Origin of the sequence: Kitasatospora sp. NPDC051853, assembly GCF_044452665.1 — a bacterium.
Classification (GTDB): Bacteria; Actinomycetota; Actinomycetes; order Streptomycetales; family Streptomycetaceae; genus Kitasatospora.
This window is the reverse complement of sequence record NZ_JBITBY010000007.1, coordinates 87,550-101,198: the sequence shown is the minus strand read 5'-3', so window position 1 is coordinate 101,198 and position 13,649 is coordinate 87,550. Positions and strand designations below refer to the sequence as shown.

The window sequence follows — 13,649 nt, the reverse complement described above, 5'->3', positions numbered from 1 at the left end:
GCAGCCACCGCGTCACCCCACCCTGTCCGGGCCGTACGGGCTCAGACCGGCGGCCAGGGGATCGACGGCCAGTCAGGCGAAGGCTCCGGGTGACGTCCGCCACGCAGCAGCGCGGCGACCCGGGCCCTGGTGGCATCCAGTTCGGCGGGGGTGATCAGCGGGCGCAGGCTCTCGCCGAGGGCACCGTCCAGGGCACCGGCCAGTCGGCCGAGGACCTCTGACGCCTCGTCCGGTAGCGGTTCGCCGGCCCAGCCCCAGAGCAGGGTGCGCAGCTTGGCCGGTGCGGCGAAGGTCACGCCGTGGTCGATGCCGTACAGGCGGCCGTCCGGGGCTGTGATCCAGTGGCCGCCCTTCCGGTCGGAGTTGTTGAGCACCGCGTCGAGCACCGCCAGACGGCGCAGCCGGTCGTCGTCCCGGTGCACCAGCAGGGCGGTCCGCCCGCCGCCCACGTCCGCGTGGACGATCGGGAGCCAGCCGGGTTCGGGGCCGGCCGGGTCCTGAAGGTCGATCAGTTCCTCTGCCTCGTCGTCCGGTTCGATCCAGAGCTGGACCATGCCCGGCCCGGCCTGGCCGTCCCGGAGCACCGTGGGCGGCACCAGTCCCCATCCGGTGGCGGCCGAGACCAGGAAGGAGGCCGCCTCCCGCCCGGCCAGCGTGCCGTCCGGGAAGTCCCAGAGCGGCCGCTCCCCCGCGACCGGCTTGTAGGCGCAGGGCACGGTCAGGCCGTCCAGGGTGACGGTGCAGTAGAGCACCGCGTTGGAGGCGCTGGTGACCCGGCCGTGCACCTCCAGTTCGCCCGAGCGGAGCAGTTCCAGCGCCGTCCTCGGGTCGGCGGCCAGCGCGGCGCTGACGGCCGGGTCCGCCACCGGCACCTCGATCTGCTCCGGCTGTGCCGACTGTTCCAGCTGCTCCGGTTCCTCCGTCGACGAACCCGTCGCCACCTGCTCCACCCGCTCCACCCGCTCCGCCTGCCCGGTCGGCGCGCCCGACCGACCGTCCTCGGCCGCCGTCCCCGCCGCCCGCTCCGCCTGCGGTCCCGCCCCGCCCGTGCGCTCCACGGTCAGCGCCGGTACCCGTTCGCCCGGGGGCAGAGGTGGCCCTCGGGGTCAAGCGGCAGGTTGCAGAACGGGCAGGGCTTGCGGCCGGCCGCGACCAGGTCGAGCGCGCGCTTGGCGAAGACGCGGGCCATCGCCCCGCTGAGCCGGACCCGGAGCATGTCGGGGCCGTTCTCGTCGTCCTCGTCGTCGTAGTAGTCGGCCTCGTCCTCGACGGCCTCCTCCTCGCTCTCGACCACCGCCTGGGCCTCGACCACCAGGCACTCCTCGACGCTGTCCCAGGCCAACGCCATGGTGCCGACCCGGAACTCCTGCTCCAGCGGGAGGTCGAGCGGTGCGGTGTCGATCAGCTCGGCCGGCGCGGTCTGCGGGATGTCCGCGTCGCCCCCGCTGCGGCGCAGCGCCTCGTCGAGCACCTGCTCGACCCGCTCCGCCAGCGCGGCCACCTGGGCCTTCTCCAGCAGCACGGAGGTGATCCGGCCGCGCGCGCTGGCCTGGAGGAAGAAGGCCCGGGCCCCGGGCTGGCCGACGGTGCCCGCGACGAACCGCTCGGGCTGGTCATAGAAGTGGACCTGACGGGGCACGTGCTCGCTCCGGGTTCTGGAATCGGGCGCCTGGGCGCCGAGGTGTTCTGGGACGTGGCGGGTGTCGCGGTGTGGATCGTGGTCTCACCGGCCACCCTACGGCCTGGGCAGCCCAGTTGGGGCGGCCCAGGTGCCGCTGCGTCAGATGGACGGACGCGCGCCGTCACGTCCACGGCCCGCCCTTCCCGGTCCCACTGCCTCCCGGTCCCGCTCTCCCCCGGTCCCCCGGTCGCCCACCTCGGCCGACCCACCGCCCCCGTCGACGAACCGCAGCGACGAACCGCAGCGACGGGCCGGGGCGACGAGCCGCGTCAGCGGACCCCGGTGTCGCCGCCGACCACGGCGTCCCCCTGCCCGGCGCCCGCCGAGCCGCCCTCGGCCGGGGGTCGCGGCGCCAGTGAGGCGAGGCTCCCGGTGTCCCCGACCCGCAGCACGAACGGCCGCTGCGGGGTGTACCGGATCGCGGTGACCGAGCAGGGCTCGACCGAGATCCGCTGGAAGTGGTCCAGGTGCAGGCCGAGCGCGTCGGCCACCACCGCCTTGATCACGTCGCCGTGCGAGCAGGCCACCCAGACCGCGTCCGCACCGTGCTCAGCCTCGATCTTCTCGTTCCACTCCCGCACAGCGTCCACCGTCCGGTGGCTCAGTTCGCGCAGTGACTCGCCACCGGGGAAGACCGCCGCGGCGGCGTGGTCCTGGACGGTGCGCCAGAGCGGTTCCTCGGCCAGTTCGGCCAGCGGCCGGCCGGTCCAGTCCCCGTAGTGGCACTCGCCGAGCCGCTCGTCCACGGCTGCCGGGCCGAGCTCGGGGCGGCCGTCGAGCAGCGGGGCGAGGGTCTCGGCGCAGCGTTCCAGTGGGCTGGAGACCGCCTTGACCAGCGGGATCCCGTCCAGCCGGCCGGCCAGCGCGGCGGCCTGGGCCCGGCCGGTCTCGTCGAGGTGCACACCGGGGGTCCAGCCTGCGAGCACCCCCGCCGTGTTGGCGGTGGAACGGCCGTGACGGACGAGCAGCAGGGTCGGCATGGCGTCAGCGTACGGCCTGTGCTGCCCGCCGGTGGCGCGGAGGCTCGATATGGTGCACTTCTCGGGCCGCAACGGGGCGGCAGGCACCAGAATGGACCGCATGATCGTCGACAGCGCCATATACCGCGCAGGCCGTCGCACCCCGGGCCCCGAGGACTTCTCGGACGCCCTGGCGGCCGCCCGGAAGGCCGGAGACGCCTTCGTCTGGCTCGGTCTGATGGAGCCCACCACCGGGGAACTCGACCTGGTCAGCGAGGAGTTCGGGCTCCACCCGCTGGCCGTCGAGGACGCCGTGACGGCCCATCAGCGGCCCAAGCTGGAGCGCTTCCCCGGCTCGGCCTTCATGGTGCTCAAGACCCTCGGCTACCACCCGGACGGGCACACCGTCTCCACCGGCGAGGTGATGCTCTTCCTCGGCGACTGCTACGTGATGACGGTCCGCCACGGCGAGGACAGCCCGCTCTCCGGCCTGCGCAGCACCCTGGAGCAGGAGCCCGAGCTGCTCGCCCAGGGCCCGGCCGCCGTGCTCTACGCCGTCGCGGACATGGTGGTGGACCACTACCTGGAGATCACCACCGCGCTCCAGGGCGACCTGGACGACCTGGAGGCCGAGGTGTTCGCGCCCGGTCGGCCGGTGCGCGGGCTGGCCGAGCGGATCTACGCCTTCAAGCGGCAGGTGACCGGCGTGCGGAAGGCCACCGTCCCGCTCCAGGAGCCGTTGCTGCGGCTGGCCTCGGGCACGGTGGAGTCCGTCCCGGACAAGCTGCGGCCGTACTTCCGCGACGTGGCGGACCACCTGACCCGGGTGAACGAGCAGGTGGACGCGCTCGACCGGCTGCTCTCCGACATCCTGAGCGCCAACCTCGCGCAGGTCAGCGTGCAGCAGAACAACGACATGCGGAAGATCTCGGCCTGGGCGGCGCTGGCCGCCGTGCCGACGATGATCGCGGGCGTGTACGGGATGAACTTCGAGGACATGCCCGAGCTGCGCCAGCCCTGGGGCTACCCGGCGGCGGTCGGGGTGATGGTGACGATCTGTCTGGTCCTGCACCGGGTGTTCAAGCGCAGCGGCTGGCTCTAGAGCCCCTCTGACGGGCTCCGGCCACAGCGCCACCGGAGCCGGTGCAGGACCCGGGACGGAATCGGGTGGGCCGTCCGGTCCGAACGGACCGGGCGGGTCAGGCCAGCCCGGCGCGCTCCAGGGCGTCGACGCCGGTGCGCAGGGCGGTGATCCGCTCCTCCAGGGTGAGGCCGGCCGGGGCCAGGGTGAGGGTGGTGACGCCCGCGTCGGCGTAGGCCTGCATCCGGTCGGCGATCCGCTCGGTGGTGCCGAGCAGGGCGGTGGAGTCGATCAGGTCGTGCGGGACGGCGGCGGCCGCGCCCGCGTAGTCCCTGGCCAGGTACTTCTCCTGGATCTCGTCGGCGGCCTGCTCGTAGCCCATCCGGCGGGCCAGCTGGTTGTAGAAGTTCTTCTCCTTGGAGCCCATGCCGCCGACGTAGAGGGCGGTGTAGGGGCGCTGCAGGTCGGCGGCGGCCTTGACGTCCTCGCCGACCGAGATGGCGACGGTCGGGCAGAGGTCGAAGCCCTCCAGGGTCTGGCCGACCTTGGCCCGGCCGGCCTTCAGCGGGTCGAGGGAGAGGGCGGCGTGCTCGGGGGCGAAGAAGATGCCCAGCCAGCCGTCGGCGATCTCGCCGGTCTGCTCCAGGTTCTTCGGGCCGATGGCGGCGATGTACAGCGGGATGTGCTCGCGGACCGGATGCACCGTCAGCTTGAGCGGCTTGCCGGGGCCGCCGGGCAGCGGGAGGGTCCAGTGGGCGCCCTCGTGGCTGAGCCGCTCGCGGGACATCGCCTTGCGGATGATCTCCACGTACTCGCGGGTGCGGGCCAGCGGCTTGTCGAACTTGACGCCGTACCAGCCCTCGGAGACCTGCGGGCCGGAGACGCCGAGGCCGAGCCGGAAGCGGCCGCCGGAGAGGGTGTCCAGGGTGGCGGCGGTCATCGCGGTCATCGCGGGGGTGCGGGCCGGGATCTGGAAGATGGCGGAGCCGACGTCGATCCGCTCGGTCTTGGCGGCCACGTAGGAGAGCACGGTGGCGGCGTCCGAGCCGTACGCCTCGGCGGCCCAGCAGACCGCGTAGCCGAGCCGGTCGGCCTCCTGGGCGACGGTGATGTTGTCGGCGTCCATGCCGAGGCCCCAGTAACCGAGGTTGATGCCGAGTCGCATGTGGGTGCCCTCCGGGAGGATGTTCAGGTGTCGGGATGTTCAGGTGTCAGGTGTCAGGTGTCGGGGTGTCAGGTGTCGGGGTGTCAGGTGTCGGGGTGTCAGGGGTTCGTGGTGGCCGGGCCGCCCGACGACCGGCCGCTGGACGGAGCGTAGCCGGTCAAGCTACCCACCGGTAGGTACCCGCGCGTGTCGTCCGCCGGCACGCGCGTGTCGCGCTCCCGGCACGTCGGCGTGGCGCCCCGCCCCCGGGCCGCTACGCTCGGCCGACGGGGGAGGCACCTTCCCCCACCTGCGCCGATGTCACCTCCGACGTCACCCGCGCGCGGGTCAGCCGACGGAGGGTCTGCCCGATGGAACAGCGTCATCTCGGCCGGACCGGCCTACGGGTCTCCCGGCTCGGCCTGGGCACCATGACCTGGGGCCGGGACACCGACGAGCACGAGGCCGCCGAGCAGCTCAAGACCTTCGTCGACGCGGGCGGCACCCTGATCGACACCGCCGACGTCTACGCCGACGGCGGCGCCGAGTACCTGATCTCCCGGCTGACGGACGGTCTGGTCCCGCGCTCGGAACTGGTGATCGCCACCAAGGCGGGCAGCACCCCCGACTCGGACCGGCGCTTCGACACCTCCCGCGGCGGCCTGCTCGCCGCCCTCGACGCCTCGCTGCGCCGCCTGGGCACCGACCACGTGGACCTCTGGCAGGTGCACGCCTTCGACCCCGGTACCCCCACCGAGGAGACCCTGCACGCCCTCGACCTGGCCGTCTCCTCCGGCCGGGCCCGGTACGTCGGGCTCTCCAACCACAGCGGCTGGCAGCTGGCCAAGGCCGCCACCTGGCAGCGCGCCCAGCCCGGCCGGGTACCGCTGGCCTCGACCCAGATGGAGTACTCGCTGCTCCAACGCGGCATCGAACGCGAGGTGCTGCCCGCGGCGCTGGACGCCGGGCTCGGGGTGATCGCCTCCTCCCCGCTCGGCCGGGGCGTGCTGACCGGCAAGTACCGTCACGGCGTGCCGCCCGAGTCGCGCGGGGCCTCGCCGCACCTCTCCGGCTTCGTGCAGCCGTACCTCGGCGAGCGCTCGCGCCGGATCGTGGACGCCCTCGCCACCGCCGCCGACGGTCTGGCCAGCAGTCCGCTCGCGGTCGCCCTGGCCTGGGCCCGGGACCGGCCCGGCGTGGCGAGCGCGCTGGTCGGCGCCCGGACCGCCGGGCAGCTGGCGGCGGCCCTGTCGGTGGAGGCGCTTACGCTACCGGGTGAGATCCGCGGTGCGCTGGACGACGTCTCGGCCCCGGTGCACCGCTACCCGGACCAGGGCTGGACGGAGCTGTAGGAGCGAAGTGGTGGGCGACGTGAGGGAAGCAGAGAACGTGGCCGAAGGCGCTCCGGACCAGGGACCTGAGCAGGCGTCGGAGAGGGGTTCCGGGCAGGGGGCCGACGGTACGTCGGCGGACACGGCCTCCACCGTGGCCGCGCTGGCCGAGGCGATCCGCACGGTCGGTGGGTCCTCCGGGGCCGGCGGCCCCGCGGCCGGCACCGCCGCGCCCGGCGGGGCCCAGGCCTCCGGCGCGGTGGACGGGCAGCGCGAGCAGGCCCTGCGGGAGGCCGCCGAGGTGCTGACGGCCGGGGGCGCCCCGGCCGAGTTCGCCCCGGCCGCCGTCGCGGCGCTGGGCGAGGGCGCGGCCGGCCTGCTGCGCGAGGACCCGTGGGCGGTGCTCACCCTGCCCGGCGTCCGGCCGGACCAGGCGGACGGCTTCGCCCGTGGCCTGCTCGGCCCGGCGGCCGGCCCGGGTGACCCGCGCCGCGCCCAGGCGCTGGTGCCGTGGCTGCTGGAGCAGGCCGCGCTGCGCGGCGACTCGGCGGCGGAGATCGGCGAGGTGGCCTCCGGTCTGGAGCGGCTCGGCCTGCCGGACGCGGCCGCCGCGCTCCAGGAGGTCGTGGTGGACGGCCGGGTGATGGCCTTTCAGGAGGAGCTGCCCGGCCACCGTCCGTCCGGCGACGAGGACGACGAGCCGCCGATGCGGACGCTGCTCGCGCTGGAACGGCTCGCGCTCGCCGAGGAGAGCCTCGCGGACGGTCTCGTTCGGGTGATGTCCACCTTCGTGCCCGGCACCGACGAGGAGTACGAGGCGGCCCACGGCGACGAGTCGGCCGAGACCGGGGACGGGGCCGGAGACGGGGACGGGGACCCGGAGAACCCCGAGGCAACCGAAACGGCCGAGGACGCGGCGGACGCAGCCGAGGACGTGACGGGCGCGGCCGGGGAGGAGAGCACGGAGGCCGGGCCCCCTGACGCACCGTCGGCTCCCGTGCAGCCCGGCCCGGCCGCTTGGGAGGCGGCCGCCGTCGCCGCGCCGTCCTCCTCCGCCACCGCCCTGGTCCGCGCCGTGGCCGAGCACCCCGTGGTGCTGCACACCGGCGGCGAGGCCGCCCGTGCCGAGCCCGCCGCGCTGCTCGCCGCCGCGCTGGGGCTGGGTCTGCGGGCCTGGGCCGCAACGTGGACGGCGGAGGGCCGGGACGCGCTGCGGGCCCGGAGCGGGGCCGCCGAGGTGGCCGTGCTCGGTGAGCTGCTGGCCGGGGCCGACGGCCCGGGCCGCGCCTCGGACGGTTCGCTCGCGCTGGACCTGCTGATCGTGCTGGACGCCCCGCTGGTCGACGTCGAGCTGGCCGCCACCCTGCTGGAGGCGCTGGCCGACTCCACCCGGCTGGTGCTCAGCGGTGACCCGGGGCAGCTCTGGTCGGCCGGCCCCGGCCGGTTCTTCGCCGACCTGCTGGCCGCCAAGGCCTGCCCGGCGGTCGCCTCCCGGACGCCGGACTTCGGCCCCATCGGCGAGCTGGTCTCCTCCATCGGCATCGGCGAGCTCCAGCCCGTCGACGCGCCGGAGAAGGAGGTGGTGATCCTCACCGCCAAGGACGGCGGCGAGGCGGTGCACCGCGCGGTGCAGCTGCTCACCGACTCCATCCCGCGCGCCCTCGGCATCCCGGCCGAGCAGGTGGTGCTGCTGACGCCCGGTCACGGCGGCGCGGCCGGCACCCGGGCGCTGAACGCGGCGGCCAAGGCCCGGCTCAACCCCGGCCCGGGCCGGTTCGGCGGCTTCGACCCGGGCGACCGGGTGGTGCACTCCCCCGCCCCGGGCGTGGTCCGGCTCGGCCGGGTGCTGGACGGCGACGCCGCCGGGCTGCACCTGGAGCTGGCCGGCGGCGGCAGGCTCACCCTGCCGCCCGCCAAGGTCTCCGAGCTGCGCCACGGCTGGGCGCTGACGGGCCATCAGGCGGTCGGCCGCCGCTGGCCGGGCGTGGTCGCCGTGCTGCCGGAGGACGCCGCCGCCGGCCTGACCAGGCAGTGGGTCTACACCGTCTTCGGCCGCGCCGAGCGCCACCTCTCCGTGGTGCACGCGGCCGGTCCGGCGCTGGCCCAGGCCGTCGCCGAGCGTCCGGCCCGTCCGCGCACCACCCGGCTGCGCTCGATCCTGGCGGAGCAGGCCGAGCAGGCGTACTGAGCAGGCGTACTGAGCCGAGCCGGCCTGCCGGGCCGATCGGGACGCAACGACGGAGGGGCGGGCCACCGGGCCCGCCCCTCCACGCCGTACAGAGGCCGTACAAAGCCATACGGCTCCGCACGGAGCCGCACGGAGCCGTACGAGGAACACAGCGCCGTACGCGGCCGCACGGGGCTGCGCGACCCCGCCGCCGTGCGCCGTGCCGGCTACTCCTCGTCGTCCAGCCCGTCCAGGTCGTCGTCGTAGACCTCGCTGACGTCGAACCGGCAGATCAGCAGCTGCGAGTCCGCCCCGTCGAACGGCTCCGGGAGCCACTCGCCCGGGTCGGAGGGCTCGGCCGCCGCCACCCAGAGCGTGGAGTCCCCCTCCTCCAGGCCGAACTCCTCGCAGCGGGCCGCGATCTCGTCCGGCTCGTACTCGCCGAACAGCACCCCGATGGCCGCGTTCACGCCGCTGCCGTCCTGGCCGCCGCCGGGCACCAGCGAGCTGTCCACCCGTTCCGCCTGCCCCCGCAGCCGCTTGGCGTCGGTGATCAGGTAGTCCCGGCGGATCAGCACGCTGATCGCCTCGGGCTGGTCCGGCCCGGTGTAGCCACCGCTGCCCTCGTCGCCCGGCACTTCGAACGGGGTGACCTCGTCGTAGGCCTCGTAGAGGATCTGGTCGTAGGCGATGGCCGCCGCGGCGAGCTCCTCGTAAGCGGCGACCACCCCGGGATCGCCCGCTGTGGCGTGGCCGGTGATCGCTGCCAGGTGGCGGTCGATGGCGGACTTGACCGCCTCGGCGGCGGCCCGTACCTCGGCGATGGTGAGCTGCGCGGCATCAGACATGGTGCTGACGCTATCTCCCCCGGGGCGCGACACGCACAGGGGTTGTCGTCTACTTCCGGGAATTCACCGCAACTTCCGCCCGGATGTCCGGTCCGGACGGATCTGTACCCCGCACCGACCGCGGCCCGGCCCGCGCCACGGGCCCGCGCATCGGCCCCGACCGGGGTGGGTATCCCTTCCTCGGTACGAAAACTGATTGACTGTCAGCCCCCGGAAAGCCCAGGCTCACCTGACGGATCGGGCGGCCCGGGGCACCGTTCGACCCAGGCCGTCACAGGCAGGTCGTACCCTTGCCTGCATGCGTCGTCCCGCAGGAGGAGAGTCTTGACCCCACCGAAGCTGGTCCGGCAGCCCGAGTACGAGTACCAGTCGCTGCGCATGCCCCGCGGCACCACCCGCAACGCGGCCCGGCAGCTGCTCACCGAGCACGCCGAGTACGGGCACTGGGAGCTGGACCGGCTGAAGCTCTTCCCCGACGGCAGCCGCACCGTGCTGCTGCGACGGCGGATCATCCGTCAGGTCCGCAGCTGGTGACCGTCGGCCGAGACCGTCCGTGACGAACGCCGGAGGGGCGTGGCGCCCGGTGCGCCACGCCCCTCCGGCGTTCCTCCGAATCCGGCAGCCGGACCGGAGGCCTCAGCGGGCGCCCGCCCGGGCGCGCCGGTAGAGCACGCCGCCGCCGAGCAGCAGGGCCGCCCCGGTGACGGTCATCAGCTGGAGGCCGTCCGAACCGGTCTGCGCCAGCTGGGCCCGGGCCGGAGCCACCGCGGCCGCGGAGGCGGTGCGGGAGACGGCCGGGGCGGGCGGCGGGGTCTCGGTGAAGGAGACCGGCTGGCCGGTCACCACGGTGCCGGGGAGCTCGCCGCCGGGGAGGCCGCCGCGGCCGTTGCCGTGGCCGGAGCCGCCGGTGCTGCTGCTCGGCGGGACGGTGCCGGGCGGCTGGCTGGTGGCGGGCGGCGGCGGGTTGTGGGTGCCGTGCTCGTCGCACTCCTCGTCGGGCACGTGGTGCGGCGGCGGGGGCGGGGTGGCGGTGTTGCCGCAGCTGTTGCCGAAGGCCGGGTTGCCGATCCCGACCACGTCCACCGAGTTGCCGCAGGCGTTCACGGGGATGGAGACGGGGGCCTGCACGCTGTTCCCCGAGGCGACGCCCGGGGAGTTGGCGGTGGTGCCGCCGGCCTGCGCGCCGCCGCTCTTGGTGGACGTGCCGCCGTGCTGCGAGCCGCCTCCGTGCTGCGAGCCACCGCCGTGGCGGGGGCCGGAGGCGTTGGCGCAGTCGTTGCCCATCGCCGGGTTGAGCAGGCCCACCACGCTGACGGTGTTCCCGCAGGCGTTCACGGGGATGTCCACGGGCGCCTGGAGGCTGTTGCCGGAGCCGACGCCGGGCGAGTTGGTGGTGGCTCCCTGGGCATCCGCGCCGGCGTAGGCGTAACCGGAGGCCGAGGCCAGCACGCTGCCCGTGGCGACCACCGTGAAGATGCCCTTCTTAGCGACCTGACGCATGTACTCCCCTGAGTGGTGTGTGATTGTCGGAATTCCCGATGCGGTCTTCGCCGGTACACCGAACAACGAGCCCGGGGGTCCCGCGGTTGACCCGAACGGGCCTCTTCACCCCATCGAGTGAGCGGCCCTCGCACACGCGGACGGGCCCCCCGCGCAGTCGCGGAGGGCCCGTCCGGTACGAACCACTTCTCGGTCGGATACCGGCCCAACGGCCGGATTCCGCTTAGAAGTTGGCGCAGTGGTTGCCGAACGCCGGGTTCAGCAGGCCGATGACGCTGACGGTGTTGCCGCACAGGTTGACCGGCACGTGCACCGGAACCTGGACGCTGTTGCCCGACAGCACACCCGGGGAGTTGGTCGCGAAACCGTTGGCGGCCGCACCGCCGTGGGCGACGGCGGCACCCGCACCGGCGAGCACCAGACCACCGGTGGCGGCGGCGACGGCGACGATCTTCTTGACCTTCATGGGGCTTTCCTCCTGGTCGATTCCTGTGTTCCGCAGCCCGTTCCCGGCCTGCAAATGGGTGAACGGCGAATGGGCCGAACGGGGTACGGGAGGGATCATGCATTCACCCGCAGCGGTGACAACTCGCACAGGGGAACGCCCAGTTGAGTCCTCGAAGAATCCTTTCTCCACCCCCGGACATCGTCATCCCCTCCGACAAACGGAAGGCCCGCCTCCGGGGATCCGGAGACGGGCCGTCGGCGCTGACGGGGGATCAGCAGGCGTCGATGAAGCGGTCCAGCACCCGGACGCCGAACTTCAGGCCGTCCACCGGCACCCGCTCGTCCACGCCGTGGAACATCCCGGCGAAGTCCATGTCCGGCGGCAGCTGGAGCGGCGCGAAGCCGAAGCAGCGGATGCCCAGGTCCTGGAAGGACTTGGCGTCCGTGCCGCCGGAGAGGCAGTACGGCACCGCCCGGGCGATCGGGTCCTCGGCCTGCAGCGCGGTCTGCATCGCCTCGACCAGCGCACCGTCGAAGCCGGTCTCCAGCGCCTTGTCGTAGTGCAGGCTCTCGCGCTTCACCCGGGGCCCGAGCACGCTGTCCAGCTCGGCCAGGAACTCCTCCTCGTAGCCGGGCAGGAAGCGGCCGTCCACGTGCGCGGTGGCCTGGCCGGGGATCACGTTCACCTTGTACCCGGCGTTCAGCATGGTCGGCTGCGCGGTGTTGCGCAGCGTGGTGCCGATCATCTTGGCGATGCCGCCGAGCACCCGGAGGGTCTCGTCCATGTTCTCCGGGTCGAGCTTCACGCCCAGCGCGTCCGAGAGCTCGTCCAGGAAGGCCCGGACCGTCTTGGTGATCCGCAGCGGGAACTTGTGCCGCCCGAGCCGGGCCACCGCCTCGCACAGCTCGGTGATCGCGTTGTCGTCGTTCTCCATCGAGCCGTGCCCGGCGCGGCCCTCGACGGTGAGCCGCATCCAGTGCATGCCCTTCTCCGCCGTCTCCACCAGGTAGAGGCGCACCTGGTCGTTGACGGTGAAGGAGAAGCCGCCGACCTCGCCGATGCCCTCGGTCACGCCCTCGAACAGCTCCGGGTGCTTGTCCACCAGGAAGCGCGCGCCGTAGGTGCCGCCCGCCTCCTCGTCCGCCAGGAAGGCCAGCACGATGTCGCGCGGGGGCTTGCGCCCGGTGCGCAGCCGGTCGCGGATCACCGCCAGGGTCATCGCGTCCATGTCCTTCATGTCCACCGCACCGCGGCCCCAGACGCAGCCGTCCGCGATCTCCCCGGAGAAGGGGTGGTGGGTCCAGTCCGCCGCGTTGGCCGGCACCACGTCGGTGTGACCGTGGATCAGCAGCCCGGGGCGGGACGGGTCCTCGCCCTCGATCCGCACCACGGTGGACGCCCGGCCCTTGGCCGACTCGTAGATCTTCGGCTCCAGGCCGAACTCGGCGAGCTGCTCCGCGACGTACTCCGCCGCCTTGCGCTCCCCCGGTCCCGACCCGTCGCCGTAGTTGCTGGTGTCGATCCGGATCAGGTCCCGGCAGATGTCCGCGACCTCCGACTCCCCGGTCACCTTCGACCCCGTCCGCGCCTCGCTCACGGTCTCTCCTCGTCGTCTCGCCCACCCGGCCGGCCGGCACGCCGCACCATCCGGCCATCCTCCCCCAGCCACCGCTCCGCCCCAAGACCATTCCCGCGGATCGAAGCCCCGCGAGCCCCGTCAGGCACGGTTTTGGGTCCTGAAGCTGATCTTTGCTACAGTTACACATGTCGCCGCGGGGAACAGCCCGCGAAGACAGACACCTAGTCCGGGTGGCGGAATGGCAGACGCGCTAGCTTGAGGTGCTAGTGCCCTTTATCGGGCGTGGGGGTTCAAGTCCCCCCTCGGACACCAATGAAGGACCCCAGCGGAAGCTGGGGTCCTTCTGCGTTCACAGCAGGACAGCGAAAGCCGAGACGGTGATCCTCGGCAGCCCCGGAACGGGCAAGAGCGTCATTGCGCTCTCGCTCCTCGGCGAGCTCTACCGTCGGGGCCACTCGGCTCTGCACGCGACCAGCTCCCGGTTCTTCACCCTGACCGCGCGCTGTCCGGTGCTCCGCCGGCGGCGCTAGTGGGGTGATCCTCGGTCCGGATCTGGTGTGGCGCGGGGACCACTGGGTGGTCGATCGCACCGCGTCGAAGGACCCCGCCTTCACCAAAGCCGTCTCTGACGCCGATGTCGAGCGGCTTGTCCGCCCTACCTACAAGGTCCTGCTCACCCGCGGAATGATCGGGACCGTGATCTACTCCACCGACGCCGAGACCCGGGCGAAACTGCGCGAGCTTGTCTCGGCGGCATCGGAGCCCGAACAGCGTCGGCCGTTCGACAGCGTCGTCTGACCCTGTCCAGGGCTTGGACCGACCGGCAATTGGGGGGTGGGGGGAAGGAGCGGCGGTGGGGTGCGTGCCCCAGCGCCGCGACGCCGCCCCCAATTGCCGGTCGGGCTTACCTG

The 13,649-nt window shown here is 73.6% G+C and carries 12 protein-coding genes, 1 tRNA gene and 1 pseudogene; 6 read left to right on the top strand and 8 right to left on the bottom strand.

Annotated elements, in window-relative coordinates; translation table 11 throughout:
- Positions 1-41: 41 nt before the first annotated feature.
- The 3 genes from ACIA8O_RS20890 to ACIA8O_RS20880 form a co-directional block, all read right to left on the bottom strand.
- Positions 42-839, bottom strand: a complete 798-nt coding sequence (locus tag ACIA8O_RS20890) for an SCO1664 family protein (protein ID WP_396295731.1) — start codon at positions 837-839, stop codon at positions 42-44.
- Positions 840-1,060: 221 nt separating this feature from the next.
- Positions 1,061-1,639 carry a DUF3090 family protein gene (locus ACIA8O_RS20885; protein WP_396295421.1) on the bottom strand — a complete coding sequence of 193 codons (579 nt, stop codon included), beginning with the start codon at positions 1,637-1,639 and terminating at the stop codon, positions 1,061-1,063.
- A 311-nt stretch (positions 1,640-1,950) separates the two neighbouring features.
- Positions 1,951-2,661, bottom strand: a complete 711-nt coding sequence (locus ACIA8O_RS20880) for a histidine phosphatase family protein (protein WP_396295420.1) — start codon at positions 2,659-2,661, stop codon at positions 1,951-1,953.
- A gap of 91 nt (positions 2,662-2,752) precedes the next feature.
- Between ACIA8O_RS20880 and ACIA8O_RS20875 the strand changes: the two genes are divergently transcribed.
- Positions 2,753-3,742: a magnesium and cobalt transport protein CorA gene (locus ACIA8O_RS20875; RefSeq protein WP_396295419.1), complete on the top strand. Its 990-nt coding sequence runs from the start codon at positions 2,753-2,755 to the stop codon at positions 3,740-3,742.
- A 97-nt stretch (positions 3,743-3,839) separates the two neighbouring features.
- Here the strand turns inward: ACIA8O_RS20875 and ACIA8O_RS20870 are convergent, their stop codons facing one another.
- Complete coding sequence (locus ACIA8O_RS20870; protein WP_396295418.1) at positions 3,840-4,886, bottom strand: LLM class F420-dependent oxidoreductase; 1,047 nt, start codon at positions 4,884-4,886, stop codon at positions 3,840-3,842.
- Between the two features lie 350 nt (positions 4,887-5,236).
- Here ACIA8O_RS20870 and ACIA8O_RS20865 point away from each other — a divergent pair, with 350 nt between their 5' ends.
- Positions 5,237-6,217 (top strand): aldo/keto reductase, encoded by a 981-nt coding sequence (locus tag ACIA8O_RS20865; RefSeq protein ID WP_396295417.1) that lies wholly within the window; start codon positions 5,237-5,239, stop codon positions 6,215-6,217.
- Positions 6,218-6,236: 19 nt separating this feature from the next.
- On the top strand, positions 6,237-8,384 hold the full coding sequence (locus ACIA8O_RS20860) for a helix-hairpin-helix domain-containing protein (protein ID WP_396295416.1): 2,148 nt from the start codon (positions 6,237-6,239) through the stop codon (positions 8,382-8,384).
- 206 nt (positions 8,385-8,590) lie between these two features.
- On the opposite strand, the gene ACIA8O_RS20855 is transcribed toward ACIA8O_RS20860, so the two are convergent.
- Complete coding sequence (locus ACIA8O_RS20855) at positions 8,591-9,211, bottom strand: hypothetical protein (RefSeq protein ID WP_396295415.1); 621 nt, start codon at positions 9,209-9,211, stop codon at positions 8,591-8,593.
- A 324-nt stretch (positions 9,212-9,535) separates the two neighbouring features.
- On the opposite strand from ACIA8O_RS20855, the gene ACIA8O_RS20850 reads away from it, so the two are divergent.
- Positions 9,536-9,745 carry a DUF5703 family protein gene (locus ACIA8O_RS20850; RefSeq protein ID WP_380150372.1) on the top strand — a complete coding sequence of 70 codons (210 nt, stop codon included), beginning with the start codon at positions 9,536-9,538 and terminating at the stop codon, positions 9,743-9,745.
- Between the two features lie 102 nt (positions 9,746-9,847).
- Here the strand turns inward: ACIA8O_RS20850 and ACIA8O_RS20845 are convergent, their stop codons facing one another.
- The 3 genes from ACIA8O_RS20845 to ACIA8O_RS20835 all read right to left on the bottom strand — a co-directional run bounded on the left by ACIA8O_RS20845 (position 9,848) and on the right by ACIA8O_RS20835 (position 12,756).
- The gene (locus ACIA8O_RS20845) at positions 9,848-10,711 is read right to left on the bottom strand and encodes a chaplin family protein (protein WP_396295414.1); all 864 of its coding nucleotides are present in this window, start codon (positions 10,709-10,711) and stop codon (positions 9,848-9,850) included.
- A gap of 223 nt (positions 10,712-10,934) precedes the next feature.
- The gene (locus tag ACIA8O_RS20840) at positions 10,935-11,177 is read right to left on the bottom strand and encodes a chaplin (RefSeq protein WP_396295413.1); all 243 of its coding nucleotides are present in this window, start codon (positions 11,175-11,177) and stop codon (positions 10,935-10,937) included.
- Positions 11,178-11,430: 253 nt separating this feature from the next.
- Positions 11,431-12,756 (bottom strand): M20/M25/M40 family metallo-hydrolase, encoded by a 1,326-nt coding sequence (locus ACIA8O_RS20835; protein ID WP_396295412.1) that lies wholly within the window; start codon positions 12,754-12,756, stop codon positions 11,431-11,433.
- 206 nt (positions 12,757-12,962) lie between these two features.
- Here ACIA8O_RS20835 and ACIA8O_RS20830 point away from each other — a divergent pair.
- Together ACIA8O_RS20830 and ACIA8O_RS20825 are read left to right on the top strand one after the other, a co-directional pair.
- Positions 12,963-13,050: transfer RNA gene (locus ACIA8O_RS20830), tRNA-Leu, on the top strand.
- A 216-nt stretch (positions 13,051-13,266) separates the two neighbouring features.
- Positions 13,267-13,536: pseudogene (locus tag ACIA8O_RS20825) on the top strand (DNA/RNA helicase domain-containing protein); the annotation flags it as partial.
- Positions 13,537-13,649: the final 113 nt, after the last annotated feature.

Excerpts from the sequence above, each read along its gene's own strand:
- ACIA8O_RS20880 (WP_396295420.1), bottom strand. The coding sequence starts at position 2,661 with ATGCCGACCCTGCTGCTCGTCCGTCACGGCCGTTCCACCGCCAACACG.
- ACIA8O_RS20875 (WP_396295419.1), top strand. The coding sequence starts at position 2,753 with ATGGACCGCATGATCGTCGACAGCGCCATATACCGCGCAGGCCGTCGC.
- ACIA8O_RS20870 (WP_396295418.1), bottom strand. The coding sequence starts at position 4,886 with ATGCGACTCGGCATCAACCTCGGTTACTGGGGCCTCGGCATGGACGCC.
- ACIA8O_RS20865 (WP_396295417.1), top strand. The coding sequence starts at position 5,237 with ATGGAACAGCGTCATCTCGGCCGGACCGGCCTACGGGTCTCCCGGCTC.
- ACIA8O_RS20855 (WP_396295415.1), bottom strand. The coding sequence starts at position 9,211 with ATGTCTGATGCCGCGCAGCTCACCATCGCCGAGGTACGGGCCGCCGCC.
- ACIA8O_RS20845 (WP_396295414.1), bottom strand. The coding sequence starts at position 10,711 with ATGCGTCAGGTCGCTAAGAAGGGCATCTTCACGGTGGTCGCCACGGGC.
- ACIA8O_RS20840 (WP_396295413.1), bottom strand. The coding sequence starts at position 11,177 with ATGAAGGTCAAGAAGATCGTCGCCGTCGCCGCCGCCACCGGTGGTCTG.